Here is a 24313-nt window from a genome sequence, read left to right on the forward strand (position 1 = left end):
ATGGCAGGTGTGACATGGCGCGCCGAAAAAATTTCGCGTGCGCCCGAAAATCAATTATCTTCGGCGCTTCATCAACATGGGAGGGGCATGTCATGAAGTTTCTCGATGGATATGGCGAACAGGCTTATGCGCTGCTGCGGATCGTTGCGGGGCTGTTGTTCCTGGCGCATGGTGTGCAGAAATTCTTCAATTTCCCAGCGGCCTTTCCCTATCCGCTCAATCCGATGCTCTATGCGGCCGGAACGATCGAGCTCGTCGCCGGCGCGCTGATCGCCATCGGCCTGTTCACCCGCCCCGCGGCCTTTGTCGCCAGCGGGATGTCGGCAGTCGGCTATTGGGTCGCGCACGGAACGCAAGGACCCTTCCCGATTGCCAATGGCGGCGAGACGATCGCGCTTTACTGCTTCATCTTCCTGTTCATCGCGACGCGCGGCGCGGGGGTGTGGAGCGTCGAAGGCGGGAGGAAGTAGGAGCCGGTCCGGGGCCGATGTCGGTTTGCGACCGAACCTAGCCGTCGCCCCCGCGAAGGCGGGGGCCGCTGTCGGTTTACACAGCGACGCAGGAAAAGGCCGATGGCGGCCCCCGCCTTCGCGGGGGCGACGGTAAATCGAAACGTCCGCTTTCCACCCCAAAGCTGCCATCGCATCCCATCAGCACAAAACGGGGCATCCGTTCCGCCCCCCGGTGCGCGCTTCACATGATGACGGCCGTCAAATCTTGCGCGTATTCGCCTCGATCAGCTTCGTCGCCTCGGCAATCGCGTTCGCGGTGGTCAGCTTGCCGTCCTGAACCTCGTCGGCGATTTCGAGGAGGCGGCCGCTGATGACGGTGCCGGTGTCGGCCTTTTCGTCGATCGCGATTCCGCCCTTGGCCGCGGCGACGCGGTCCCATGCCGCGCGCACCGCGGCCCAATAATCCGTCGTCGCCGCCCAATATTCGTCGGCGGCCTTCACATCATATTGGTCGTATTTAATATAGGTGTTGAGGACATATTCCTGGACGATCGGCACCAGCTTGCCGTCCTTCGTTCCCATTTTGGTGTTGTCCTGCCAGTGGATCCAGCCGTCGGGGGTCGGCTGATGGCGGTTGATCGCATAATAGCGGTCGTAGACGGGATTACGGACGGCGTCGCGGCGCGCGAGCGGGCGCCACGTCCAGTTCGAGCGCCAGCGGCGGATGCCGCCCTGCGTCTCGAACTGGCCCCAGCCACCGTAGCGGGGGCTGTCGTCGACCTGATAGACCGTCTGCGACCAGCGGCCGGTGCGCATTCGTTCGGGGACATCTTCCCACACCCACTCATTGCGGTCCGAATAGACGAGCACGCGCGCGGGTTCATATTCCCAGTCCTGGCGCCAATGCTTGATGATGTGCGTCTTGCCCTCATGCTCGATGACGAGCAGGTGCTGGAGCATGATCTTGCGCCCGCTATCCTCGATGACGCGGACAACCTCGTGCCCGCCCGACGTCTTCGCGGCAAGCGGGGTGTAGCCCGCGTCCCAGCGCGTCGATTCCTGCATGTCGAACCGCACCTTGTAATTGCCCGCCATCGCGAGGATGTCGGCGCGGTCCTGTTCGAAATTCGCTGCGGCGGCATCGGCCGCGATCGGCGGGTGCGCCGCCGCGGCGACCGGCAGCATGGCCGAGAGCGACAGCGCGGCCGCGAGCGTTCGAATATGGTTCATGATAATCCCTTTCCTGTCGTTATTTTCATCCGTCATCCCGGCGAAGGCCGGGATCGCACCCTCTCGTCCTGACGCACCGACGAGATCCCGGCCTTCGCCGGGATGACGGACGTGATGGAGGTGGCCGATTCAGAAACGATAGCTCAGCGAGGCCGAGGCGTTGCGGCCGGGCTGGGTATAGGCGTCGGTGATGGTCGAGGTGGACGCGACCCCGCGGACGTCGCTCCACCAGCTGTATTTCGTGTCGAGGATATTGAAGACCCCGGCGCGCAGGCTCAGCCCCTGCGCAATCCGCACAAAGGTGGTCGCATCAAGGATCGTGAACGCATCGGGGCGGAAACAGGCGGGGGTACAAAGCCCCTCGGTCCGCGACGCTTCCTTGCGCGCGCTGTGCGTCATGACGATCTGGCCGCCGAAACGGCCGCTTTGCGGCTCGCGCCAGCCGACGCCGACGACGAGCTTGAGCGGGTCGATCGTCGATAGCGGCACGCGCGTGCCATCGGGATCGATCGAATTGCCGGTCGCATAGGAAAGGGCGAGCGTCGCATAGAGGCCGGACGACGCCCGCCCCTCGAACCGCGCTTCGGCACCCTTGACGCGGGCACGGTCGAGATTGACGAACTGATAGACGGCGGGATCGGCCGGCGTAAAACTGCCGCTCACGACTTCCTGACTGATGAAATCCTTGTAGCGCGCCGAAAAGGCCGTGACGTCGAGGCTGACATGATCGCTGGAAAAGCGCACCCCGCCCTCGAAGCTTTCGCTGCGCTCCGGCCCCAGATCGGGATTGGGGGCGGAGGTATAGCCGAACGCCAGATTTTCGAAGAACTGGTTGACCTGCCCCGGTTCGGGCGCCTTGAAGCCCGTCGCATAATTGGCGAAAATCCGAACCGTATCGGTCAGCTTGAACAGCGCGCCGAACTTGGGCGAGACGCGCGAACCATCCTGCCCCGCACCCGAAAAAGCGGGAAGCAGCGGGTCGTCCTGCGGCGACAGATCGTACCAGTCGAAGCGCAGCGCCGGATAGAGGATCAGCCGGCCGTCGGCGACGCTGATCTCGTCGCCCACGAACAGCCCGCCGCGCGTGAAGTCGGTTTCGGGAAAGGCGCGCGTCGGAAATACTTCGCCAACCGGCGGCACGGTCCCGTCGCGCAGCCCGCGCTGGCGCGTCTTGCTGACGTCGCCGCCGAACACGAGCCGGTGGGCGATCGCCCCCGTCGCAAAGTCGGCGCGCGCGTCGGCCGAAGCGCCGATGACGCGGTTTTCGAAGGTGTTGAGGCGGATGCGGTCGGGAAGCGTGGTGCGGTCTTCCTCGGTATATTGGCTGTCCTCGCCGTCTTGCCAGTAAAGCGCGACGCGTGCGAAATCGACGATGCCCTCGCCCTCCCAGCTCCAGTCGAGCGAGACGCGCTTGCGCTCCCCCGTATCCCAGCCTTCGAGGCGGTCGACCGAAGCACTGAGCCCCGTCAGGCCGTTGGTGTAGAGCCGCGTGTCGAGATATTCGCCGGTCAGGCGCAGCTTGTGGCCGCTGGCGGGGTCATAGACGATGCGCGCGAGCGCGGCGTCGGAACGGCCGTCCTGCGGATTGGGCTCGGTCCGCGCCCCGCCCACGCCGCCGACATCGCCCTTGTTGTCGAGTTCCTGATAATCGCGGCGGGTATAGGCAGCCATTGCGGACCGGTCGCCGCTCTGCCCCGCGAGGATCGCGGTTTCGCTGAACTCCTCATCGGCGCTGCTATAGGCGGCGCGGACGAGGCCGCCGACGCTTTTGCCGCCCGTCAGGAAGTCGGCCGGATCGGCGGTAATGAAGCTGACCGCGCCCGCGAGCCCGTCGCTGCCGTACAGCGCCGACGAGGGGCCGCGCAAAATCTCGACCGACTTGATGAGGCCCAGATCGACATAATCGCCCCGCCCCGACGCCTGCGCGCCAAAGCTGAAGCCGTCGGGGACGCGCACGCCGTCGACCTGAATCAGCACGCGGTTGCCGCCAATGCCGCGGATATTGAAACTGTCGTTGCCCGCGCGGCCCGTCGCGCCGAGCGCAGCACCGAAGCGCGCGGGCTGGCGCTGGACGCTGACCCCGGGTTCGAAGCGGACGAGGTCGCGGATGTCGGTGACGAGCTCGTCGGCAATCTGCTCGGCGCTCTTGACCGTGACGGTCACGGGCAGGTCTTCGGCGCGCACCTCGGAGCGCGTCGCGGTAACGACGATCTGGTTCTTGCGCGCGAGCCAGTAAGCGCCGTCGTCATCCTGCGCCATCGCGGGCTGCGCGGTGGCGGCGAGCGCGAGCCCCAGCGCGGTGCCGATAGAAAAGCGGGTCAGGCGCGGCGAACGATAACTTGTCAATTTAATTCCCCCTGTGATTGCGAGTGATTCGCAATAGCGTTTCTCTAGGAGCGCCAAATCTCAGGGTCAAGACGCTATTGCGACTCGTTTGCGAAAAAACATTCGGACACAAATAGCATTGCAGATCATCATGTCGGATCGGTCGCGGGTGTATGGGGCATCGGAGTTCGGCGCGACCGAGATTGGCTATCGTGGGACGAATGTCTACTACCGATCAATAGCTGCCGTTGCCGCGCTCCCCAACCCGTTCGCATCGAGCGAAGTCGAGATGCCCCTCGGGCTAGGCTTGGCGTCGATGGGTGTCTCGACTTCGCTCGACACGAACGGAATGAGGAGACGGTCCGCTTCCCACCCCAAATCATCGGACGCAATAAACCGCTGTCCTACATGATCCGGCTGTGCCAGCCTTCACCCAGGCTATTTCGATATGTGGACAAAAGCGACTGCTTCCCCGGCTGTAAACGGAGGCAGGAGCTCGGCGCGTGTGCCCGGCCGAAGCGGCAGATCAAGGGCCGCACAAGGCTGACCTTTACTGACCTTTGGAATGATTCCCCGATCCCAGCCCGAATCGGACCGCGGGCTCCGCCCGGCATGACCGAAACGACCGGCGGTTCCCAACCCCAAGGCGTAGTTCGTCGGGCCTTAGCTACCCGGCCCCTCATAGGCTTCGACGATACGCCCGACGATCGGGTGGCGGACGACGTCGGCGCTGGTGAAGCGGCTGACGTTGATGCCCTCGAGCCCCTCGAGCCGCGCGACCGCGTCGGCAAGGCCGGAGGTTGCGGGCACCGGCAAGTCGACCTGTTTGGGGTCGCCGCAGATCACCATGCGGCTGTTCATGCCGAAGCGTGTCAGGAACATCTTCATCTGCGGAATCGTCGTATTCTGTGCTTCGTCGAGGATGATGAAGGCGTCGGCAAGTGTGCGGCCGCGCATGAAGGCGAGCGGCGCAATCTCGATCTCGCCCGACGCAATCCGGCGCTCGACCTGCTCGGCGGGCAGGCAGTCGTGGAGCGCGTCGTAGAGCGGGCGCAGATAGGGATCGACCTTTTCCTTCATATCGCCGGGCAGGAAGCCCAGCTTCTCGCCCGCTTCGACCGCGGGGCGCGACAGGATCAGGCGCTGGACGCTGCCGGTGATCAGCTGCGCGACCGCCTGCGCGACGGCGAGATAGGTCTTGCCCGTGCCCGCGGGGCCGAGCGCGAAAATCACATCGTCGCGCGCGAGCGCTTGCATATAGGGAACCTGCGACGGCGCGCGCGGGACGATCGTTTTCTTGCGCGTGCGGATCATCACCGTGGGGGCTTCGTTGACGTCGTGGCGGATGATGCCGTCGAGCGTCGGCTGCGCCGACATCGCGATCACCCCGTCGACCATGCCGGCATCAACCTCCTGCCCCTTTTCGATGCGGTCATAGAGGTTGGTGAGCACGTCGCGCGCGCGCGCGGCGGCTTCGGCCTCTCCCTCGATCTGCACACGGTTGCCGCGCGCGGAGATATAGACGCCGAGGCGGTTTTCGATCGCGACAAGATTGCGGTCGAACTCGCCGAAGAGGATGCCCAGCAATTGTGTCCGTTCAAATTCGGCCGTCAGTCGAACGCGATCGCCGGGTTCGGCGGGGGATGCGGCGGTCATCGGGCGTTTGGACACGTGGGCAAGGCTCCTTAAATCAACACTGGCGACATAAAGCCGCTCGTCCCGAGCTTGTCGAAGGACCGTTCTTTCTTGCAGCGGCGCAAAAAAGGACGGTGCTTCGACAAGCTCAGCACGAACGGACGAAAGGTGCAAGATCGCACTAAGCTACCGCTTCCATAAGCGGTTCGGCGCCAAGGCTGTTGGGGCCCGCCGAGGTGATGCGCACGTCGATCATATCGCCGATCTTCAATCCCGGCGCGATGACGTGCACCGACTGGAGCCACGGCGACTTGCCGATCAGTTGGCCGTCGCGCTTGCCGTTACGTTCAAGGAGCAGGCGGGTGGTGCGCCCGACTGTCGCTTCGTTGAACACCTGTTGCTGCTCGTTGAGCAGAGCTTGCAGCCGCTGGAGCCGGTCGTTCATCACTGCTTCGTCGACCTGATCGGCCATCGTCGCCGCGGGCGTGCCTGGGCGGCGCGAATATTTGAAGCTGTACGCCATCGCATAGTTGGTGGCGCGGACGATCGCGAGCGTCGCCGCAAAATCCTCCTCGCTTTCGCCGGGGAAGCCGACGATGAAGTCGCCCGAAATCGCGACGTCAGGGCGCGCTTCGCGAACGCGCTCGATGACCTTCAGATAGGATTCGACGCTGTGGCTGCGGTTCATCGCCGCGAGGATGCGATCGCTGCCCGCCTGCACGGGAAGGTGGAGGAAGGGCATCAGCTTGTCGACCTCGCCATGCGCAGCGATCAGCCCGTCGGTCATGTCGTTGGGGTGGCTGGTGGTGTAGCGGATGCGTTCCAGCCCATCCTCTTTCGCCAGTTCGCGGATCAGCCCGTCGAGCCCGATCGCCCGGCCCCGGTCGTCCTCGCCGTCCCAGGCATTGACGTTCTGCCCCAGCAGCGTGATTTCGCGCACGCCGCCCGCGACGAGCGCCCGCGCCTCGGCGATCAAATCGGCGAAGGGCCGGCTGATCTCGGCGCCGCGTGTATAGGGGACGACGCAATAGGTGCAGAATTTGTCGCAACCTTCTTGCACCGTCAGGAAGGCCGTCGGGCGCTGATTTCCGCCGCGTTTCGGCAGCGCGCCGAACTTGCTTTCGAGCGGCATGTCGAGGTCGACCGCCTTCTCTCCGCGTTCGGCGCGCGCGATCAGCTCGGGCAGGCGGTGATAGGCTTGCGGGCCGACGACGACATCAACCGACGGCGCGCGGCGGGCGATTTCGGCGCCCTCGGCCTGCGCGACGCAGCCGGCGACTGCGATCGTCGGCGTGCTACCGTCCGCGCGCTTCAGGCGCCCGATGTCCGAATAGACTTTCTCGGCCGCTTTTTCGCGGATGTGGCAGGTATTGAGCACGACCAGGTCGGCGTCGGCGCCATCGGCGGCGGGAACATAGCCCTCGGCGCCGAGCATCTCGGCCATGCGCTCGCCGTCATAGACGTTCATCTGGCAACCGAAGGATTTGACGTGAAAGGTTTTGGGGGAGTCGGATTTCATCGGCGCGCTATAGGCGATGCGGCGCCGCGGCGGAAGGGCGCGCGATTTCCGCCGCGATCGCGGCGCGCGCAGCCTCGGCGAGCAGCTTGCGGTCGGCCTCAACCGCATCGGGCAGCGGCTCGAGATAATTGATCGTCAGATGCACCGGCCGCTTGCGCGCGAGCAGCCGCTTGAAATTGTCGAGCCCCGATTCGGGATCGAGCCAGGCGATGTCGCTCGCCTCCGCTCCATAATCGAGGAACACCGGCTGGACGCGCAGCCGCGGCGGCGTCGGGATCACCGCCTGAAACAAGGATGCGCGGAACGGCAGCAGGCCGTCGCCGGGGCCAGTCGTGCCTTCGGGAAACAGCGTCACCGGGCGCCCGCGCGCCAGTGCGTTCCGCAGGTCGTTGGCCTGGTTGTGGATCTCGCGCCGCGCCTCGCGCTGGACATAGACGGTGTGGTTCTGGTCGGCGAGCCAGCCGACGAGCGGCGTCGTCCCGACCTCCGCCTTCGACACAAAGGCCGAACGCGCGGCGCCGCCGAGCGCCAATATATCGAGCCAGCTGACATGGTTCGACACGAACAATACGTCGCGCCGCAGCCGCGTTCCCGTGGTGCGGATGCGCAATCCGGCGATCCAGCCGACGGCGTTGAGGAAGGCCATGACCATCGGCGAGGGACGCCCGACGGCGCGATAGAAAAGGTGCGGGACGATCAGAAAAAGGAGCGTCAGCACCATCAGGACGAGGCGAACGACCGTCCGCCAGGTGATCGAGGAGCGATCAGTCGCGCTTGCGATCGATGGCGACACCGTAAAGCTCCATGCGGTGATCGACGAGGCGGAACCCCAGCCGTTCGGCGATCACCTTTTGCAACGCTTCCAGCTCGGGATCGACGAATTCGATCACCTTGCCCGTTTCGACATCGATCAGATGATCGTGATGCGCCTCCGGCGCTGCTTCGTAGCGCGAGCGGCCATCACCAAAATCGTGACGGTCTAGGATGCCCGCTTCTTCGAACAGCCGCACGGTGCGGTAAACGGTAGCGATCGAAATGCCGCTGTCGATCTTTGACGCGCGATCATAGAGCGTCTCGACATCGGGGTGATCCTCCGAATCCGAGATAACACGCGCGATGATGCGGCGCTGTTCGGTGATGCGCAGGCCCTTTTCGTGGCACAGAGCCTCAAGATCGATATTGCCGGGCATGCTCGCCTTTCCTGCCGTTGCAGCGGTGTTTGTCGTTATAGCGTGTATAGGCACGCGCCGCGGATAGAACAAGGGCGGCACCCCTACGATGCCGCCCTTCCCTGCCCCGCGGGGCGATAATGTGTCAGGCCTTATCCCTTCGTCTTGCGGCGACGCCCGCCGCCACGCCCCTTGGTCCCAAGGCCGATTTCCTTCGCCAGCGCGCGGCGCTTTTCGGCGTAGTTGGGGGCGACCATCGGATAGTCGGCGGGGAGGCCCCATTTCGTGCGATAGTCGTCGGGGGTCATGCCATAATGCGTCATCAGGTGACGGCGGAGCATCTTCAGCTTTTTCCCGTCTTCGAGGCAGACGATATAGTCGGGCTTCACCGACGCGCGGATCGAAACCGCCGGTACCGGCTTTTCTTCGATCACGGGTGCGCCGCCGAGGCCCGAGAGCGCCGCGTGGACATTGTTGATGAGCAGCGAAAGATCGGAAATGGCGACGCTGTTGTTGCTGACATGCGCAGCAACAATATCGGCAGTCAGTGTGACGAGCATTTCATTGGTGTCGGTTGGGTCGGACATGAGACTTTCCTTGTTTTTGGCTTTCCCGAAGAACGGGAGGGCGAATATCGTTTATTCTTTCGCCTGTCGATTTAGTGCCACTTTGGATGCAACCGCGCAATGTGCGATCAACGCGCATTGCCATTACCTCGACGCATGGTAATCGCATCGCGCATCACGCCGTCCTGCCCGCGATAATAAGCTGCACGGCGTCCGCATTCCGAAAAACCTGCGCGCTCATACAGATGAACCGCGTCATTATCGGCCCGCATTTCAAGGAAATAGTCTTGGGCGCCCTGTTCGCTTGCCCACGTCTGCCAATCGTCCATCAATTGCTTGCCGATTCCGCGCCCGCGGTCCGCGGGGTCGACCGCGAGGAGCAGCAGCTCGCTTTCGGGGCCGGCCATCCGCGCGGCGGAAAAGCCGCAGGCGCGTTCGCCATCCCAGGCAATCGCAACCCGCGCGGACGGCAGCGCGAACAAGGTCAGAAGCTGCGCGGTGCTCCACGCCTCGCCATAAACGGGGTCAAAGGCCGCCTCCATTACACGCATTGCGGCGGCGACGTCACCGATCCGTGCGGTGGCAATGCGGATCGATCCCGTCACGCGCGGCTCATTGGCTTGGCATCGGGCGCACGGCCATAAATCGGGCTCGGCCGGTCGATCAGCGCGGCGCGCGGCAGGCGCAGGAACGCGCGTGCATCGGGCAGGACCGCCACCGCCCGGCCCGTCCCGCGGCGCGCGACAAACGCCTCCGCCCGGTTGCCGACCACCAGCGCAACGTCCAGCATCGCCGCAGCGTCGGGCAGGAGCGAGCGAACTTCGGCGCGCGGCGACAGATCGGCAGCAAAGGGCTGAACGAACCATTGCCCATGGCCGCCCTCCATCACGACAAGCGCGCCGCCCGATTGGGCAATCGCATCGGCAGCCGCGGCGGCGACAAGTGAAAGGGTCGAAAAGCCGTTTGCGGGCACCTGCCAGCCGAGCGCGAGCGCGAGCGCCGCCGCGACGCCGATCCGCACCCCGGCAAAGCTGCCGGGGCCGCAGCCGACCGCGATCATATCGGCGCGGCCGCCGCCCACCAACTCCGCGATCAGCGGCACAAGGCGCTCGGCGTGGCCGCGGCCGATCAGTTCATGGCGAAAATCGATGAGGCGCCCGCTCGCCACCAGCGCAACCGAGCAGGCCTCGCTGGCGCAATCGATGACGAGCGTTCGCTCGTCAGACAAGGCGGTTGAAGCGTTCGAAGCCCGGACGCGGGCTGCGGTCGAAGATCGTCGCGGGGTCGCCATAGCCGAGCGTCGAGATGAAATTGCTCTTCACCCTGGGCTGATCGGCAAAGAAAGCCTTATCGACCGCATCATTGTCGAAACCCGACATCGGCCCCGTGTCGAGTCCGATCGCGCGCGCGGCGAGCAGGAAATAGGCGCCCTGCAGGCTCGAATTGCGAAAAGCCGTCGTCTCGGCGAGCGCCTCATTGCCGACAAACCAGCTACGCGCATCGGTGTGCGGGAAAAATTCGGGCAGATATTCGTAAAATTCAAGGTCCATGCCGATGATCGCGGTGACCGGCGCGGCGAGAATCTTGTCCTTGTTGCCAGGAATGGCGAGCGCCGCCAGCTTGGCCTTCGCCGCGTCCGACACGCACCAGATAATCCGCGCCGGCAGGCTGTTCGCGCTCGTCGGCCCGAACTTTATCAAGTCCCAGACCGCGTGCAATTGCGCCTCCGACACCGGCTTGTCGAGATAGCCATTATAGGTGCGCGCGGTACGAAACAGCTGGTCAAGAGCGCTGTCGGAAAGCGGCTCGCTCATGCGTCGGTCTCCTGAAACTGGGCGGTCAGACGGCGTAAACCGCCGTTACCTCGGGCACATAATGTTTCAAGAGCGATTCGATGCCATTTTTCAGCGTCGCGGTCGAGGACGGGCATCCGGCGCACGCGCCCTGCATCTTCAGATACACATTACCCTTGTCGAAGCCGCGATAGACGATGTCGCCGCCGTCGTTGGCGACCGCGGGGCGCACGCGCGTTTCGATGAGTTCCTTGATCTGTTCGATGATGTCGGCGTCGGCCGGATCGTCGGCAAAGCCCGCATCCTCCGCGGGCACCGAAAAACCGGCGCTCGCCGCGTTGAACAGCGGTACCTCGGCCAGAAAATGATCCATGACGATGCTGAGGATGTCGGGCTTCACGTCGGCCCATTCGGCGCCGGGGCCGATCGTGACGGACACGAAATCGCGGCCGAAGAACACGCCCGTAACATCGCCCAGCGAAAAGAGCGCGCTCGCGAGCGGCGACGCCTCGGCCTCTTCAGGGCTGGCAAAATCGCGGGTTCCCGCTTCCATCACCGCCCGACCGGGCAGGAATTTGAGCGTCGCGGGATTGGGCGTCGATTCGGTTTCGATCAGCATGAGGGGCATGTGGGATGCCATCGCCCTTTGTGCAAGCGCCATCGGGGCGCTAGATCGCGGCGATGCGCCGCTTTACTCATTTTGCCGCCCTCGACTGGTCGGGCGCGCGCGGCGAACGCCAGCGCGGCATCGCACTCGCCGTCGCCAGCGGCCGCGATGCCCCGGCGCTGGTGCGCCCCGGTCATATCTGGTCGCGTGCCGAGATATTGGCGTGGCTGGAAGACATCGCAGAAAGCGGTGCCGACATGTTGATCGGCTTCGATTTTTCGGCGGCCTTCGCCTTTGCCGACCGCGACGGCTATTTTCCCGAATGGGCAGAAAGTCCGCCGAACATGCCCGCGCTCTGGTCGCTCGTCGAACGGCTTGCAGCCGCCGATCTCCATTATGAAGCGGGCGCTTTCCTGCGCCACACCGAGGCGCGGCGCCATTTCCGCCACGGCCGCGGCGATGTCGGCGACCTCTTCGTGCCCGGCGCGGGGCGGCTGCGCGTCGTCGAGCAGCATCAGCGCGCGACGCGGCAGGCGGCCAGCGTCAGCAATTTCAACCTTGTCGGCGCGGCACAGGTCGGCAAGGCGAGCCTTTCGGGAATGCGGCTGCTGCACCGGCTGCGCGGCCGCATCCCGCTGTGGCCGCTCGATCCCGTCCCGGCGACCGGCCCACTGCTCGCCGAAATCTATAGCAGCCTTGCTGCGCGCGCGGCGGGGCTTGCGCCGGGACGCAGCAAGATTCGCGACGGAGCCGCGCTCGACACCGCCCTCGCTGTGCTGGAATCGCCGCCCGTCGGCATCGCCGGACCCGTCAGCGACCACGCCGCCGACGCGTTGCTCACCGCCGCGTGGCTGCGCCGCATTGCCGACGAGCCTAACCGCTGGTCCCCCGCCCCGCTCTCGGACGCGCTCGCCCGAACCGAAGGCTGGACCTTTGGCATCATTTGAGATGTTTCCATTGGACCGAAAAATGCTTAGGGGGAGCGCAACGCCGGCTTAGCTCAGTTGGTAGAGCACCTGATTTGTAATCAGGGGGCCACGGGTTCGAATCCTGTAGCCGGCACCACCGCCATATTTGATCGCAAGAAGCGGATATTGCGTTCCAGCTTCACCTGCCAAGCGGCGCCCTCCAAACGGAGGGTAATCAAATGCGCCAAGTTTTCGCCGCCATGATCCTGTGTGTCGCACCCGGCACCGCGTGGGCACAGGCCGATGCCAACCCGGTAAAATCGGCGGGCGATGCCTTCGGACACAAACGCGGCGACGAGGCGATCGGTCTCTATGACGAACGCTCCGTCCGGGGTTTCAGCCTGGAAGCCGCCGGGAATTACCGGTTGAACGGCACGTATTTCGTGAAGAACTCCGGCGTCAGCAATTTCTTCATCGACAGCAGCACCGTTCGTATCGGGTACAACACGATCGGCACGCTGTTGCCCGGCCCGTCGGGGGTGGTCGATTACCGCCTGCGCGATCCACTCCCGGGTGAGAAAAGTCACGTCACTCTGACCTATGACGTCTATGGCCAGCCGATCGCCGAACTCAACCTGCGTTACGGGGCCCCTTCCGGCCAGTCGAGCTACTCAATCGGCGTGTCGCGCAATTTTGACGTCCGCAACGCGCAGGGCGGCAAAGGGGGCGAGGATATGCTTGTCGGAGGCATCGCGCGCATTTCGAGCGGCGGAACGCGAGCACAGTTATTTGCCGGCGAATATCAGTATCGGCGGCGCGGAGAATTTCGCGTCATTCCCACCGACGACATGCTTCCTCCGCGTATCGAGCGGGGCAAGTATCTGGGTCAGCGGTGGGCGTTCGACGAGGGGCAACGGCGAACCGGCGGCCTTCTTCTTGACCATGAACTGACGCCGCGTAGCGGAATCGGCGCGACGCTATCGTTCGGCCAGGAAGATCCGACCCGATCGTTTGCCCAGTTTTTTCAAAGCGACCATGATGGGAACGCGACGGGGTATCTTGTCGCAGTGCCGCAGCAACGATCGACAGCCTTGTCCTCCGAACTTCGCTCCTATCTCGAAGTGCCGCGCGCCGACGCGACGCATCGGTTCGACGCCACGGTCCGTTACCGTCGCTCGACGGCACGATTCGGCGGCGCGCAATCGCTGCTTCTCGATCCATCGTCCCTGGGCGAACGCCCCGCGGACATTGCCGAACCCGATATGGGCCTGCTTGCTGCCGATCAGCGTGTCGGCGTGACCCAGATTGGCTTGGGGATCGGCTATCGCGGATCGATCGGAAAGCGCCTGCGAATTAACGCCGGCCTCTTGAAGTCATTTTACTCGAAGCGCTTCAGCGGGTCCGCCAGCACCGACAAGGTTTCCGAAGCCCCGTTTCTGTACAATCTCGGCGGCAGTTTTGCGATCGCGCCCGATTTCGAGGTTTTCGGCAGCTATTCGCGCGGGCTCGAAGAGGCGGGCGTCGCGCCGAATTCGGCGACGAACCGCAACGAGATTTTGAGCGCCATCATGGTGGAGCAGGCCGAAATCGGCTTGCGCTGGTCCATCCGGAAAGATCTCAGCCTGTTTCTCGCGGCCTTCGACAGCCGCAAGCCGTATGCCGGCGTCGATGCGCGGGACAATGTCTATCGCTTCATCGGCGACGTTCGGCATCGCGGCATGGAATTCTCGCTCGCCGGGCGTGTCGTGCCCGGCTTGCAGATCGTGGCGGGCGCCGTACTCCTCGATCCTGAGCTTACGAGCGCCGACGACGAGGCGACAGGCCCGCTCCGGCCGGTCGCCGTCCCGCGTGTCCGCGGGATATTGAATGCCGACTTCGCCATCCCGGGGGTTAAGGGCCTCAGCGTCGATGCCGGGCTCCTGCATGTCGGCGCCCGCGCGGCGCGAAGTCGCGCTTCGCTCGATGGAACGCAGCTTAAGGTAAAGCAACAGACGACGGTAAACGCCGGCTTTCGGTTCGGTTTCAAACTCGGACAAAATGATGCGGTCGTTCGCGCGCAGATATTGAACGTCTTTAATCGCTTTGCGTGGGACGTGAACGGCTCCGAAGCGCTCGCTTATAACGAACCCCGGCGCGCGCGCCTGCTCGTCACACTCCGTTATTGAGCAGCAGCGGCAGGACCAGCGATCCGGTGGCAATAGATTTCGGCGCCTAATATCCCGCCTCGACCGCCAGCCGGATCGCGTCTGCGGTCGTTTCGAGCCCGAGCGAGCGGAGCAGCGCCGAACGGTGCATCTTGATCGTGCGTTCCGACAAGCCGAGCGTCCACGCGATCTGTTTGTTGAGAAGCCCTTCGGCCATCAACAGCAGCACCTCGCGCTGGCGCGGCGACAGTGCAGCGATACGCGCCCGCGCCGCCTCGCGGCGAGCGTCGGTGCGGCCATCGTCGTTCTCGACCTCCATCTGCGAACCCAGAAAATATTCGAGCTCGCCATCGGGTCCGAACAGCGGTGCGACCAGCACCGCGTTGCGAAACGGCGTGCCGTCCTTTTTGTAATTCAATATCTCGACCAGCGCGGCACGGCGGTCGCGGATGGCACTGCGCAGCGTATCGCTCAATTCGGCTTCGGTGCCGGGGCCGGTCAGAAAGCGGCAGTTGCGGCCGATGATCTCGTCCGGACGGTATCCGGTGAGCGCGGCAAAGGCGTCGTTGCATTCGACGATGGGATTGTCGGGCAGGTGGGGATTGCTGATTACTGCCGCGATCGGACTCGTCGCGATCATCGCCTTTAACGTCATTCCGCTTCGACCCCGATCCTGCCAGTGTCATGGACCTGCCCCATGGGACATCTTGTTGCAAGGCGCCAGCGCCGGGCAGAGCGTGCCGATGCCCCTATCCAAGACGTCGCGCGCGACAGAGCGTTCCCCGGTCACCCTCTTCTCTCCCCCCTCCTCCATCGCTCGGCAGTCGAGCCGGGACGTCGCCTGATGCGCGCCGCTATCATCGGAGCGGGTATCGCAGGGCTCGCTTGCGCCGACGCGCTGCGGTCGGCGGGAGTCCGGGTGACGCTGTTCGACAAGGCGCGCGGTATCGGCGGACGCATGTCGACGCGCCGCGCCGTCACCCCGCGCGGCGAGATTGCGTTCGACCATGGCGCGACGCATTTCACCGTGCGATCGGCGGCGTTCCGCGAGCGCGTCGCGCAGTGGCAGGCGGATGGGTGCGCACTCCCCTGGCCCGACGCGGGGCAGGATGCGTGGATCGGCGCCCCGACGATGAACGCACCCTTGAAAAATATGGCGGACAGCCATGAGGTCCAGCTGAGCGCCGCGATCACCGCGCTGTCGCGCGCCGATGGACAATGGTTTCTCCACCGCGAGAAAGAGCGCTGCGGCCCGTTCGACATCGCCGTGGTGGCCATTCCGGGCGAGCAGGCGGCGCCGCTGCTCTCGCTCCATGATTTCGGCATGGCACGCGCGGCGATGGCGGCGCATTCGCGTCCTATCTGGAGCGCCATGTTCGCGTTCCCGCAGTCGCTGGGCACCGGCTCCGATTTCATCCGCGGCCCGGCCCCCATCGTCTATGCCGTCCGCGGCAACGCGCGTCCGGGACGCGCCGAGCCCGAACATTGGGTCGTCCAGGCCGACTGGAGCTGGAGCGAGGCCCATCTTGCCGACGATCAGGCGACGGTCTGCGACCTGCTTCTGTCCGAACTGGGCGCGCTGATCGGGCACGCCGTTCCCAAACCCTGTTTTGCCGCGGCGCAGCGCTGGATGTTCGGTCAGCCTTCGGGCAGCGATTTGGGGCATCTGTGGAACGACGAGATCGCGCTCGGCGCGTGCGGCGACTGGCTGTCGCACGGTTTCGTCGAACATGCGTGGAGCGGCGGCACCGCACTGGGTACGGCAATCGCCGCCGCCCGCGCCTTGAAGGCAGATTATAGATGACCCCGTCGCTGCTTTGGCTGCGCCAGGACCTGCGGGTCCACCATCACCCTGCCCTGCTGGCGGCGATCGCTGATGGCGCGGTGATACCGGTCTTCATCCTCGACGATGAAACGCCGGGATTATGGAAAATGGGCGCGGCGCAGCGCTGGTGGCTGTATCACAGCCTGAGCGCGCTCGGCGCCAGCCTCGCCAAACGCGGCAGCAAGCTGATCCTGCGGCGCGGTGCCGCCGACGAGGAACTGGCCCGGCTCGCCCGCGAAACCGGCAGCCGGCGCATCCACGCAACCTACGCTTACGAACCGTGGTGGAAGGAGAGCGAGGAGCGCCTGCCCGCGGGTATCGAACTGATCCTGCATGATGGCAATTACCTTGCCGCACCCGACAGCATCACGAACGCGCAGGGCGCCCGCTATCGCGTCTTCACGCCTTGGTATCGCCGTTTGCTCGAACGGATGCCGCCTGCGTTACCCGGCGGCGCGCCCGACGCAATCCCCGCGCCCGCAGAATGGCCGCGATCCGAGGTGCTGTCCGAATGGGGCTTGCTGCCGACGCAGCCGAACTGGGCGACGGGTTTCGGCGAATGGCAGCCGGGCGAAAAGGGCGCGTGGAGCACCGTGCGCGATTGGCTGGACGACATCGACGATTACAAGGACCGGCGCGACCACCCAACGCAACGCGGCACGTCGCGCCTGTCGCCGCACCTGCATTTCGGCGAAATCTCGCCGCGCGCCCTGTGGCATGCGATCGGCGAGCGCGACGATGCGGGGGCGGAAAGCTATCGCTCCGAGCTCGGCTGGCGCGAGCATGGGATTAACCTGGTCGACCAGATGCCCGATTATGCCGACCGCAACGGCCGAGACCTGTTCGACCGTTTCGCCTGGCGGACAGGCGCCGACGCCGATCGCGACTTTGCCGCGTGGACGCGCGGCCGCACGGGCTATCCCGTCGTCGATGCCGGGATGCGCGAGCTGTGGCAGACGGGATGGATGCACAACCGGGTGCGGATGGTCACCGCCTCTTTCCTCGTCAAGCATCTGCTGATCGACTGGCGCCACGGCGAACGCTGGTTCTGGGACACGTTGCTCGACGCCGACCTGGGCTCCAATGCGATGAACTGGCAATATGTCGCGGGCACGGGCGTCGATGCCCCGGTCTTTTCGCGGATCATGTCGCCGACGCTGCAATGCGAGCGCTTCGCCATGGCCGATTATGTCCGCGCCTACGTGCCCGAGATTGCGCATCTGTCCGATGCCGAGATTGCGGCGAGCCATGGGCGGGATAGCGGGGTGCAGGGTTATCCCGCGCCGCTGATCGGTCATGACGCCGCGCGCGCCCGCGCGCTTGCCGCGTGGCAAGCCGCGCGCGGCTGACATACCGTCCAAAGGACAGGTCGTCGTCCCCTCCCGCACGCCCTAGCTTTCATCCTGCCCCATCCCCCGGGGTACGACATTTGGAAGGATGTAAAATGGCTATTTCCCGTATCGCGCTCGCGATCGCCGCGGCCACCATGGCGGCCGGCGGCGGCGCAGCTCTCGCCAAGAACCCGATGGTCGGCGGCGCGGCGATGTATGAAACCAAAAATATCGTCGAAAATGCCTCCAATTCAAAGGACCACACGACGCTGGTCGCCGCGGTGAAGGCCGCAGGGTTGGTCGACACGCTCGCCTCGCCCGGCCCGTTCACCGTGTTCGCGCCGACCAACGACGCCTTCGCCAAGCTGCCCGCCGGCACGGTCGACACGCTGCTGAAACCCGAAAGCAAGGCCGCGCTGACCGGCGTGCTCACCTATCATGTCGTGCCTGGCCGACTGACCGCGGCCGACATCGCCGCGCAGGCAAAAGCAAACGGCGGCAAGGCCGTGCTGACCACCGTTCAGGGCGCGACGCTCACCGTCTGGGAAAAGGACGGCGCCTGGTATGTCACCGACGCCAAGGGCGGCAAGGCCAAGATCGGCACCGCCGATGTCATCCAGTCGAACGGCGTAATCCATGTGATCGACGGCGTTCTGCTGCCCGCCTGATGGGTCACATCGTCAGGGTGGGGTTTTGTCCACAGCCTCGTCCCAGGCGATAAAGGCGATGTCGCCGAGGATCGCTTCCGTTGCACCGCAAATGCGCAGCATCGTGCGGAGCGGCAGAAACGGTTCTCGGCGGCGTCAAGCGTCAACGCCGCTTCGAATACACGCGTGCTTTCGACAACGAGCTAATTGGGCGCAGCTTCAGTAACAGCGGCAGTAAAGCGGCCGCTGGCAGCCGCTCGATCCACCTTACCGCTCAAGGTACGCTCTTGCTCGCCATCGTCTGCGAAGCGGGAGCAGCCGCGAACGGCGCGGCGCTCGCCGCAACGACCGTGCATTGGCCCGCCCCAAAAAGCAGGGCGAGCGCCGCCACGCCCTCCCTAAAGAACTTTCCCCTCGTCATGCCCCACCCCTCTATGTCGCGAACAGCTGGTCGATGTCGCGGAAGGCCTTGAACTCAAGCGCGTTGCCCGACGGATCGTAAAAGAACATCGTCGATTGCTCACCGGGCTCGCCCGCAAAGCGTGTATAGGGTTCGATTACAAACTCAACCCCTGCCGCGCGGAGCCGCTCGGCGAGCGCGCGCCATTCGGCGGGCGGCAGGACGACGCCGAAATGTGGAACGGGCACCGAATGACCGTCGACCGGATTATGCCCCGCGACCGCATCACGCCTTGCGCCGACACAATGCGCGACGATCTGGTGACCATAAAGGTTGAAGTCGATCCAGTCGGTGTCGCTCCGCCCTTCGGCGCAGCCCATCACCTGTCCATAAAAATGGCGCGCGGCGTCGAGATCGTGGACAGGAAAAGCGATGTGAAAGGGCGGAAGTCCGGTCATGGCGTCACTCCTGGAATTGCGTCGTCGAGCGGATGATCGCTGGCCATAAGCTCATTCGTCGTTGGGCGCACGATAGACGCCGACATCCATCTCCCCCTCCCACCGCGCGACCGCAGTGGCGATCGACAGGTCGGAGGTGACGTTGGGAACGGTGCGGATCATGTCGAGAATGCGGTCGAACGGCAGGATGAAGCCGACGACGATGGCGGTCTGTTCGGGCGTAATGCCGATCGCGTGGAGCACCGCGGCGAGCACGAAGAGCGACCCCGACGGCACCGGCGCGACACCCATTGCGACGATCGTCGTCGTCCCGGCAATCACCAGATAGTCGGCCAGCGTCAGCTGCACGCCAAACGCCTGCGCCGCAAACAGGGTCAGCATCGCGACATACATGGCCGCGCCGTCCATGCCGATCGTCGCGCCCAGCGGCAGCACGGTCGATGCAACGGGCGGCGAAACGCCGAGGTTGCGCTCGGCAACGCGGATCGCGACAGGCAGGGTTGCGCTCGACGAGGAGGTCGAAAAACCGACCATGATCGCGTCGGCGATCCCCCGGAAAAAGGGCAAGGGCGGCAACCAGGCAAGCAGGCGTACGACGATTCCGCCATGGATGACGAGCGTGACGATGATCGACCCGGTGAGCACGCAGACCGCGAGCTTGAGTACCGCCAGGAAGCTCGACGGGCCGCTGGTTCCCATCACCACCGCGATCAACGCAAAGACGCCGAGCGGCGCGGTTTCCATCACGAAACCCACGATGCGCAGCATCACCTCGGAGCCGCTGGCGAGCAGGCGCTGGACAGGTTCGCCGTCCTTCCCCGCCGCGATCACCCCGGCGCCGACAAGGATCGCGAAAAAGATGACCGACAGCGTTGCGCCGCTCGCCATCGCGCCGATCGGGTTGTCGGGGATGATTTCGATAAACATGCGCGCGGGATCCTGAGGCTCAGCGACCGCCTTGGGTATTGCTCCCGCAAAACTCGCGCCTTCGCCCGGCGCGATCAGCGTCGCGACGATCAGACCGGTTGTCACCGCAAGCGCGGTGGTGAAGACATACATCGCCAGAGTCTTGACCCCGATGCTGCCGAGCCGCTTCGGATCGGCGAGCGCCGCCACCCCCGATGCAATGGTCAGGAAAACGAGCGGGATGACGAGCATCCGGATCAGCCGCACGAACAGCTCGCCAATCCAGCCGATCGTCGTTGCCCCTTCGCCCCACGCCATGCCGACCGCCGCCCCGACGACGAGCGCGCCGAGGATGCGTTTCCACAGGGCAATGCCAAACCAAAACCGCAGCGCACGGCGCAGCGGGCCGGGACGCGGTTCGGGGACAGTGGTCGGCAGGCTCGTATCGGTCATTCAGGACAACTCCAGTTCGCTTGACGCTGATAACGCAGCAGCCGCCCGGCAAGCACGCCGGTCCGCGCGCCTTTTCGACGGCAGGACGCCCGTTGGCCAGCCCATCGTGAGAGCGGCCGCGACGGCCCCCGCGCTCACTGCAACCACCTGCTACGGACACGCCACTCTCTTTGCCAGGGCGAACCTCTGCTCATCTGCGCCCATCGATTTCCCGCGCGGCGCCGATTGTTACGCCCACGGTCGGGACATATGATTATCGCATGGGAGCCTCACGCAAAGCGGCAACATTTACGCGCCGCATAGACCAGGGTTATGGCCCGGTCGTCGCGTCAGGTCGTCGATACGGCAAGCTCGCCGCGTGCCTGGCGGAACACCTCGATGCTGCCCCAGATTGCAAGCGCGGCCATGATCGCGGCGACGGCAAGGTCAGGCCAGCTTTGCCCGGTGCCGAACACGCCGAGCGCCGCCGCCATCACCGCCAGATTGCCGATCGCATCGTTGCGCGAGCAGATCCAGACCGATCGCATGTTCGCGTCGCCCGTGCGATAGCGATAGAGCATCAGCGCCACGACGACATTGGCCACCAGCGCCAGCGCGCCGATGATCCCCATCGTCTCGGCGTGCGGCGCGGTGCCCGTAACAAACCCCCAGAGCGCCGAGCCGAACACCCACAGGCCGAACGCCAGCATCGTCACTGCCTTGAATAAGGCGGCCCGCGCGCGCCACGCGAGCGCCATGCCGGCCACGCCCAGGCTGATCGCGTAATTGGCGCTGTCGCCCAGAAAATCGAGCGCATCGGCCTGAAGCGCACGGGAATCCGCAGCGACGCCCGCAACGATCTCGACCCCGAACATCGCGGCGTTGATGACCAGCGCGATCCACAAGATGCGGCGCCAGCGCGGATCGCTCAGCGCCGTCGTCCCGCTTTTGCTGCCGCAGCAATGATCAGCCATCGTCCGGGCTCCTTGGTGTTTCCGAGTCGGTATCCTATATGCACCCTGTATCAACTACAGGGTCAAGCCATGAAAATCGGCGAGCTGTCGCGTGCCACCGGCACCAACATCGAAACCATCCGCTATTACGAGCGCATCGGCCTGCTGCCCGCGCCCGCGCGCACCGCGGCCAATTACCGCAGCTATGGCGAGCCGCACCGCACGCGGCTGACCTTCGTGCGCCATTCGCGCGAACTCGGCTTCACGATCGAGGAGATCCGCTCGCTGCTCGACCTGTCGGACGATCCGGCGCGCGACTGCGGCGAGGCCGACCGGATTGCGACGGCGCATCTGGAACAGGTCGAGGCGAAGATTGCGCAGCTTACTCTCTTGCGCGACGAACTGACGCGCATCGTCGGCCGCTGCCGCGGTGGCCTGTCGGGCGATTGCCGGGTGATCGAGGCGCTCGGCGATCATCGCCACTGCGAAAGCGCGCATGTCTGAAGGATAAACGGCACCGGCCCGCTCCCCCACCCGACCTCCCTGACGATAGTAGCCTATGGGAGGTCGGGTGGGGAGCGGGCCGTGGTCAGCCGGACAGATAAGGTGGGACGATTCTGTTGCCCGGCTCGTCCCCAGCCGCTGGTATCCGATTCTGTTGCCCGGTTCGGTCCGAACCGCGTTCTATTTGTCTAACCTTAGGCCGTGAGGCTTATCGGTTAGGCAGCAAGAGCGAGTGCTTCGTTATCGTTAGCACTTATTGGTTTTGAGCCTTGAACGGGTTACTCAGCCCGGAAGAAAATATCGTCTTTGAACACACGTCGATCCTGGTTCGGCCCCGTCAGAAACCCGCGCGCCCATCGAAGAAACGCGGGTTTGTGGTGGAGCCGCCGGGTACTGCCCCCGGGTCCGCTGTGTCTATTCCACGACACCATTTATCCTCATAGTCGGCCGAAACCGACACGACCTATATAGGAAACCCGCCCGCGCTTGGAAAGAGCGCAGGCGGGCCATTCGTCCCGCAAACGGCTCAACTCCCTTATTTCCTTCGCAATTCGTCGCGGATTTCGGTGAGCAGATCGACCTCGCTCGGTCCCGCAGGCGCATCGGGAGCCTTGCGCACGACCCGGTTCACCGCGCGCACCAAAAGGAAGATGATCCACGCAAGGATCAGGAAATTGATCGTCGCTGTGATGAAGGCGCCATAGCCGATCATCGCAACCCCCGCCTCCTTCAGCGCGGCATAATCGGTTGCCGAAACGCCCTGCGGAACCGGGCCAAGGCGGATGAACATGTTGGAAAAATCGACCCCACCAAAGATCGCGCCTACGACGGGCATGATAATGTCCTCGGTCAGCGATTTGGTGATCGTGGCGAACGCGCCGCCGATGATGACGCCGACGGCAAGGTCGATAACATTGCCGCGCGCGATAAATTGCCTGAATTCATTCAGCATCTTGTCAAACCCCGATGATGGCGTGTTGGCGCAAAGGGTGCCGCGGCGATTGCACAAAGGCAAGCGGCTTCCTATTATGTGTATTGTTGCGGCAAAACGCCGCCGGAGGGAGCCTGATGACCATGACCTATCGCAACGCCCGCTGGTTGATCCTGCCTGTCGCCGCGATGAGCCTGTCCGCATGCGGCATCAACAGCGTGCCGACCAAGGAAGAGGCCGCCAAGGCCAAATGGGCGAATGTCGAGGCCGCCTATCAGCGGCGCGCCGACCTGATCCCCAACCTCGTCGAAACCGCCAAGGGCGCAGCGAACATTGAGCAATCGACGCTTGAAGGCGTGATCCAGGCGCGCGCGTCGGCGACGCAGGTCAAGCTTGGCACCGACGACCTTGACGATCCCGCAAAGGTGCAGGCGTTCCAGCAGGCGCAGGGCAATGTATCGAGCGCGCTGGGCCGCCTGCTCGTGACCGTCGAAGCCTATCCCGACCTCAAGAGCCAGGCGCGCTTTGCTGACCTGATGACGCAGCTTGAAGGCACCGAAAACCGTATCAACGTGTCGGTGCAGGATTATAACGCGGCGGTGCAGGATTATAATACGACGATCCGCACCTTCCCCGATATCATCGGCGCCAAGATCGTCCATGGCGCACAGCCGATGACGCCGTACCGCGCGGTGACTCCCAACGCCAACCAGGCGCCGAAGGTCGATTTCGGACAGTAAGGTGGGCGCCATCGCCCCGCTCCGTTCGCTGGCAGCAGCGGCCCTTTCAGGGCTGCTGCTGCTTGCCGCCCCTGTAGCCGCGCAAACCTTCCCCAAGCTCGCGGGCAATCCCGTCGTCGATCAGGCGGACATCATCCCCGCGGCCCAAGAAGCCGCGCTCAACACGCAGCTGCTCGACCTTGAAAAACGCACCGGGCACCAGCTTGTCGTCGCGACGGTCAGCGACCTCGAGGGCCGCGATGTTGCCGATTATGGCTACCGCCTTGGCCGCGAATGGGGGATCGGCGATGCCGAGCGCGACGATGGCGTCGTGTTCCTGGTCGCGCCGAACGAGCGGCGGATGCACATTGCGGTCGGGCTGGGGCTCGAACCCGTGCTGACCGACGCGATGTCGGGGCGGATCATCCGCGATACGATCACCCCGCGTTTCAAGGACGGCGACTATCCCGGCGGCATCCAGGCCGGGGTGAACGCCATTGCCGAACAGATCGAACTGCCGCCCGAGGAAGCTGCCGCGCGCGCGCAGGCCGCCGCTGCCGCCGAACGCGACCGCGCCGACGACGGCAATTTCGGCGGGCTGTTTTTCCTTGGCTTCATCGTCCTCATCTTCTTCATCATCCCGTGGTTCGCGAGCCGCGGACGCGGCAACAAACGCCGCGGGCGGCGCGGCAGCCCATGGGGCGCCGCGCCGATCATCATCTGGGGCGATAATGACGATTGGGGCGGCGGCGGTGGATCGTCGTGGGGCGGTGGCGGCGGCTTTGGCGGTGGCGGCTTCGGCGGCTTTTCGGGCGGCGGCGGCAGCTTCGGCGGCGGCGGCGCGTCGGGCGGCTGGTAG

Annotated in this window: 25 protein-coding genes, 1 tRNA gene and 1 other RNA gene; 10 read left to right on the forward strand and 17 right to left on the reverse strand. The window is 64.8% G+C overall.

The annotated features are described in order from the left end of the window. Positions 1-92 precede the first annotated feature (92 nt). Positions 93-470, forward strand: coding sequence for a DoxX family protein (locus VSX77_RS02480; RefSeq protein WP_338426090.1), 378 nt, complete (start codon positions 93-95; stop codon positions 468-470). 240 nt (positions 471-710) lie between these two features. Here the strand turns inward: VSX77_RS02480 and VSX77_RS02485 are convergent, their stop codons facing one another. The 11 genes from VSX77_RS02485 to VSX77_RS02535 form a co-directional block, all read right to left on the reverse strand. After that, positions 711-1682 carry a DUF6607 family protein gene (locus tag VSX77_RS02485; RefSeq protein WP_338426091.1) on the reverse strand — a complete coding sequence of 324 codons (972 nt, stop codon included), beginning with the start codon at positions 1680-1682 and terminating at the stop codon, positions 711-713. Between the two features lie 129 nt (positions 1683-1811). Next, positions 1812-4028 carry a TonB-dependent hemoglobin/transferrin/lactoferrin family receptor gene (locus tag VSX77_RS02490; protein ID WP_422397268.1) on the reverse strand — a complete coding sequence of 739 codons (2217 nt, stop codon included), beginning with the start codon at positions 4026-4028 and terminating at the stop codon, positions 1812-1814. Between the two features lie 642 nt (positions 4029-4670). Continuing rightward, entirely contained in the window at positions 4671-5663 is a 993-nt protein-coding gene (locus tag VSX77_RS02495) for a PhoH family protein (RefSeq protein ID WP_338427195.1), read from the reverse strand. Positions 5664-5823: 160 nt separating this feature from the next. Beyond that, entirely contained in the window at positions 5824-7161 is a 1338-nt protein-coding gene (miaB, locus tag VSX77_RS02500) for a tRNA (N6-isopentenyl adenosine(37)-C2)-methylthiotransferase MiaB (protein WP_338426092.1), read from the reverse strand. Between the two features lie 7 nt (positions 7162-7168). Then, on the reverse strand, positions 7169-7954 hold the full coding sequence (locus VSX77_RS02505) for a lysophospholipid acyltransferase family protein (RefSeq protein WP_338426093.1): 786 nt from the start codon (positions 7952-7954) through the stop codon (positions 7169-7171). Beyond that, the gene (locus VSX77_RS02510; RefSeq protein WP_338426094.1) at positions 7926-8351 is read right to left on the reverse strand and encodes a Fur family transcriptional regulator; all 426 of its coding nucleotides are present in this window, start codon (positions 8349-8351) and stop codon (positions 7926-7928) included. Before VSX77_RS02510 ends, VSX77_RS02505 begins: the two co-directional genes overlap by 29 nt. Positions 8352-8482: 131 nt before the next feature. Next, entirely contained in the window at positions 8483-8917 is a 435-nt protein-coding gene (locus VSX77_RS02515; protein WP_338426095.1) for a MucR family transcriptional regulator, read from the reverse strand. A gap of 107 nt (positions 8918-9024) precedes the next feature. Then, positions 9025-9501 carry a GNAT family N-acetyltransferase gene (locus tag VSX77_RS02520; RefSeq protein ID WP_338426096.1) on the reverse strand — a complete coding sequence of 159 codons (477 nt, stop codon included), beginning with the start codon at positions 9499-9501 and terminating at the stop codon, positions 9025-9027. Beyond that, positions 9498-10124 carry a tRNA (adenosine(37)-N6)-threonylcarbamoyltransferase complex dimerization subunit type 1 TsaB gene (gene tsaB, locus VSX77_RS02525; protein WP_338426097.1) on the reverse strand — a complete coding sequence of 209 codons (627 nt, stop codon included), beginning with the start codon at positions 10122-10124 and terminating at the stop codon, positions 9498-9500. Before tsaB ends, VSX77_RS02520 begins: the two co-directional genes overlap by 4 nt. Continuing rightward, the gene (locus tag VSX77_RS02530) at positions 10117-10710 is read right to left on the reverse strand and encodes a malonic semialdehyde reductase (protein WP_338426098.1); all 594 of its coding nucleotides are present in this window, start codon (positions 10708-10710) and stop codon (positions 10117-10119) included. The genes tsaB and VSX77_RS02530 overlap by 8 nt, the downstream gene beginning before the upstream one ends. A gap of 25 nt (positions 10711-10735) precedes the next feature. Next, positions 10736-11308, reverse strand: coding sequence for a NifU family protein (locus VSX77_RS02535; RefSeq protein WP_338427196.1), 573 nt, complete (start codon positions 11306-11308; stop codon positions 10736-10738). A gap of 62 nt (positions 11309-11370) precedes the next feature. Here VSX77_RS02535 and VSX77_RS02540 point away from each other — a divergent pair, with 62 nt between their 5' ends. From VSX77_RS02540 to VSX77_RS02550, 3 genes are all read left to right on the forward strand, one after another. Beyond that, positions 11371-12243 (forward strand): hypothetical protein, encoded by an 873-nt coding sequence (locus VSX77_RS02540; protein WP_338426099.1) that lies wholly within the window; start codon positions 11371-11373, stop codon positions 12241-12243. Between the two features lie 42 nt (positions 12244-12285). Then, a tRNA-Thr gene (locus VSX77_RS02545) sits at positions 12286-12361 on the forward strand. An 82-nt stretch (positions 12362-12443) separates the two neighbouring features. Continuing rightward, a complete protein-coding gene (locus VSX77_RS02550) occupies positions 12444-14369 on the forward strand; it encodes a TonB-dependent receptor domain-containing protein (RefSeq protein WP_338426100.1) in 1926 nt (641 codons plus the stop codon). 46 nt (positions 14370-14415) lie between these two features. On the opposite strand, the gene VSX77_RS02555 is transcribed toward VSX77_RS02550, so the two are convergent. Beyond that, complete coding sequence (locus VSX77_RS02555) at positions 14416-15003, reverse strand: PAS domain-containing protein (protein WP_338426101.1); 588 nt, start codon at positions 15001-15003, stop codon at positions 14416-14418. A gap of 189 nt (positions 15004-15192) precedes the next feature. On the opposite strand from VSX77_RS02555, the gene VSX77_RS02560 reads away from it, so the two are divergent. The 3 genes from VSX77_RS02560 to VSX77_RS02570 all read left to right on the forward strand — a co-directional run bounded on the left by VSX77_RS02560 (position 15193) and on the right by VSX77_RS02570 (position 18172). Continuing rightward, positions 15193-16152, forward strand: a complete 960-nt coding sequence (locus VSX77_RS02560) for an NAD(P)/FAD-dependent oxidoreductase (protein ID WP_338426102.1) — start codon at positions 15193-15195, stop codon at positions 16150-16152. Then, on the forward strand, positions 16149-17522 hold the full coding sequence (locus VSX77_RS02565; protein WP_338426103.1) for a cryptochrome/photolyase family protein: 1374 nt from the start codon (positions 16149-16151) through the stop codon (positions 17520-17522). Before VSX77_RS02560 ends, VSX77_RS02565 begins: the two co-directional genes overlap by 4 nt. A 95-nt stretch (positions 17523-17617) precedes the next feature. After that, the gene (locus VSX77_RS02570) at positions 17618-18172 is read left to right on the forward strand and encodes a fasciclin domain-containing protein (protein WP_338426104.1); all 555 of its coding nucleotides are present in this window, start codon (positions 17618-17620) and stop codon (positions 18170-18172) included. 411 nt (positions 18173-18583) lie between these two features. Here the strand turns inward: VSX77_RS02570 and VSX77_RS02575 are convergent, their stop codons facing one another. The 3 genes from VSX77_RS02575 to VSX77_RS02585 form a co-directional block, all read right to left on the reverse strand. Further along, positions 18584-19009: a VOC family protein gene (locus VSX77_RS02575; protein ID WP_338426105.1), complete on the reverse strand. Its 426-nt coding sequence runs from the start codon at positions 19007-19009 to the stop codon at positions 18584-18586. Between the two features lie 51 nt (positions 19010-19060). Next, the gene (locus VSX77_RS02580) at positions 19061-20368 is read right to left on the reverse strand and encodes a dicarboxylate/amino acid:cation symporter (protein ID WP_338426106.1); all 1308 of its coding nucleotides are present in this window, start codon (positions 20366-20368) and stop codon (positions 19061-19063) included. A gap of 329 nt (positions 20369-20697) precedes the next feature. Then, positions 20698-21321: a cation transporter gene (locus tag VSX77_RS02585; RefSeq protein WP_338426107.1), complete on the reverse strand. Its 624-nt coding sequence runs from the start codon at positions 21319-21321 to the stop codon at positions 20698-20700. A 69-nt stretch (positions 21322-21390) separates the two neighbouring features. Between VSX77_RS02585 and VSX77_RS02590 the strand changes: the two genes are divergently transcribed. After that, positions 21391-21804: a MerR family transcriptional regulator gene (locus VSX77_RS02590; protein ID WP_338426108.1), complete on the forward strand. Its 414-nt coding sequence runs from the start codon at positions 21391-21393 to the stop codon at positions 21802-21804. Between the two features lie 140 nt (positions 21805-21944). Here VSX77_RS02590 and ssrA read toward each other — a convergent pair. Next, positions 21945-22301: a transfer-messenger RNA gene (gene ssrA, locus VSX77_RS02595) on the reverse strand. Between the two features lie 38 nt (positions 22302-22339). After that, on the reverse strand, positions 22340-22756 hold the full coding sequence (gene mscL, locus VSX77_RS02600) for a large conductance mechanosensitive channel protein MscL (protein ID WP_338426109.1): 417 nt from the start codon (positions 22754-22756) through the stop codon (positions 22340-22342). A 116-nt stretch (positions 22757-22872) separates the two neighbouring features. Between mscL and VSX77_RS02605 the strand changes: the two genes are divergently transcribed. Both VSX77_RS02605 and VSX77_RS02610 read left to right on the forward strand, forming a co-directional pair. Then, entirely contained in the window at positions 22873-23475 is a 603-nt protein-coding gene (locus tag VSX77_RS02605; RefSeq protein WP_338426110.1) for a LemA family protein, read from the forward strand. Position 23476: 1 nt separating this feature from the next. Then, the gene (locus VSX77_RS02610; RefSeq protein WP_338426111.1) at positions 23477-24313 is read left to right on the forward strand and encodes a TPM domain-containing protein; all 837 of its coding nucleotides are present in this window, start codon (positions 23477-23479) and stop codon (positions 24311-24313) included.

Origin of the sequence: Sphingopyxis sp. TUF1 (assembly GCF_036687315.1) — a bacterium.
In the GTDB taxonomy this organism is placed as follows: domain Bacteria; phylum Pseudomonadota; class Alphaproteobacteria; order Sphingomonadales; family Sphingomonadaceae; genus Sphingopyxis; species Sphingopyxis kveilinensis.

Excerpts from the sequence above, each read along its gene's own strand:
- VSX77_RS02585 (WP_338426107.1), bottom strand. The coding sequence starts at position 21,321 with ATGGCTGATCATTGCTGCGGCAGCAAAAGCGGGACGACGGCGCTGAGC.
- VSX77_RS02515 (WP_338426095.1), bottom strand. The coding sequence starts at position 8,917 with ATGTCCGACCCAACCGACACCAATGAAATGCTCGTCACACTGACTGCC.
- mscL (WP_338426109.1), bottom strand. The coding sequence starts at position 22,756 with ATGCTGAATGAATTCAGGCAATTTATCGCGCGCGGCAATGTTATCGAC.
- VSX77_RS02480 (WP_338426090.1), top strand. The coding sequence starts at position 93 with ATGAAGTTTCTCGATGGATATGGCGAACAGGCTTATGCGCTGCTGCGG.
- VSX77_RS02535 (WP_338427196.1), bottom strand. The coding sequence starts at position 11,308 with ATGCTGATCGAAACCGAATCGACGCCCAATCCCGCGACGCTCAAATTC.
- VSX77_RS02555 (WP_338426101.1), bottom strand. The coding sequence starts at position 15,003 with ATGACGTTAAAGGCGATGATCGCGACGAGTCCGATCGCGGCAGTAATC.
- VSX77_RS02605 (WP_338426110.1), top strand. The coding sequence starts at position 22,873 with ATGACCATGACCTATCGCAACGCCCGCTGGTTGATCCTGCCTGTCGCC.
- VSX77_RS02590 (WP_338426108.1), top strand. The coding sequence starts at position 21,391 with ATGAAAATCGGCGAGCTGTCGCGTGCCACCGGCACCAACATCGAAACC.
- VSX77_RS02510 (WP_338426094.1), bottom strand. The coding sequence starts at position 8,351 with ATGCCCGGCAATATCGATCTTGAGGCTCTGTGCCACGAAAAGGGCCTG.
- miaB (WP_338426092.1), bottom strand. The coding sequence starts at position 7,161 with ATGAAATCCGACTCCCCCAAAACCTTTCACGTCAAATCCTTCGGTTGC.
- VSX77_RS02580 (WP_338426106.1), bottom strand. The coding sequence starts at position 20,368 with ATGACCGATACGAGCCTGCCGACCACTGTCCCCGAACCGCGTCCCGGC.
- VSX77_RS02495 (WP_338427195.1), bottom strand. The coding sequence starts at position 5,663 with ATGACCGCCGCATCCCCCGCCGAACCCGGCGATCGCGTTCGACTGACG.
- VSX77_RS02570 (WP_338426104.1), top strand. The coding sequence starts at position 17,618 with ATGGCTATTTCCCGTATCGCGCTCGCGATCGCCGCGGCCACCATGGCG.
- VSX77_RS02485 (WP_338426091.1), bottom strand. The coding sequence starts at position 1,682 with ATGAACCATATTCGAACGCTCGCGGCCGCGCTGTCGCTCTCGGCCATG.
- VSX77_RS02540 (WP_338426099.1), top strand. The coding sequence starts at position 11,371 with ATGCGCCGCTTTACTCATTTTGCCGCCCTCGACTGGTCGGGCGCGCGC.
- VSX77_RS02565 (WP_338426103.1), top strand. The coding sequence starts at position 16,149 with ATGACCCCGTCGCTGCTTTGGCTGCGCCAGGACCTGCGGGTCCACCAT.
- VSX77_RS02530 (WP_338426098.1), bottom strand. The coding sequence starts at position 10,710 with ATGAGCGAGCCGCTTTCCGACAGCGCTCTTGACCAGCTGTTTCGTACC.
- VSX77_RS02560 (WP_338426102.1), top strand. The coding sequence starts at position 15,193 with ATGCGCGCCGCTATCATCGGAGCGGGTATCGCAGGGCTCGCTTGCGCC.
- VSX77_RS02575 (WP_338426105.1), bottom strand. The coding sequence starts at position 19,009 with ATGACCGGACTTCCGCCCTTTCACATCGCTTTTCCTGTCCACGATCTC.
- VSX77_RS02550 (WP_338426100.1), top strand. The coding sequence starts at position 12,444 with ATGCGCCAAGTTTTCGCCGCCATGATCCTGTGTGTCGCACCCGGCACC.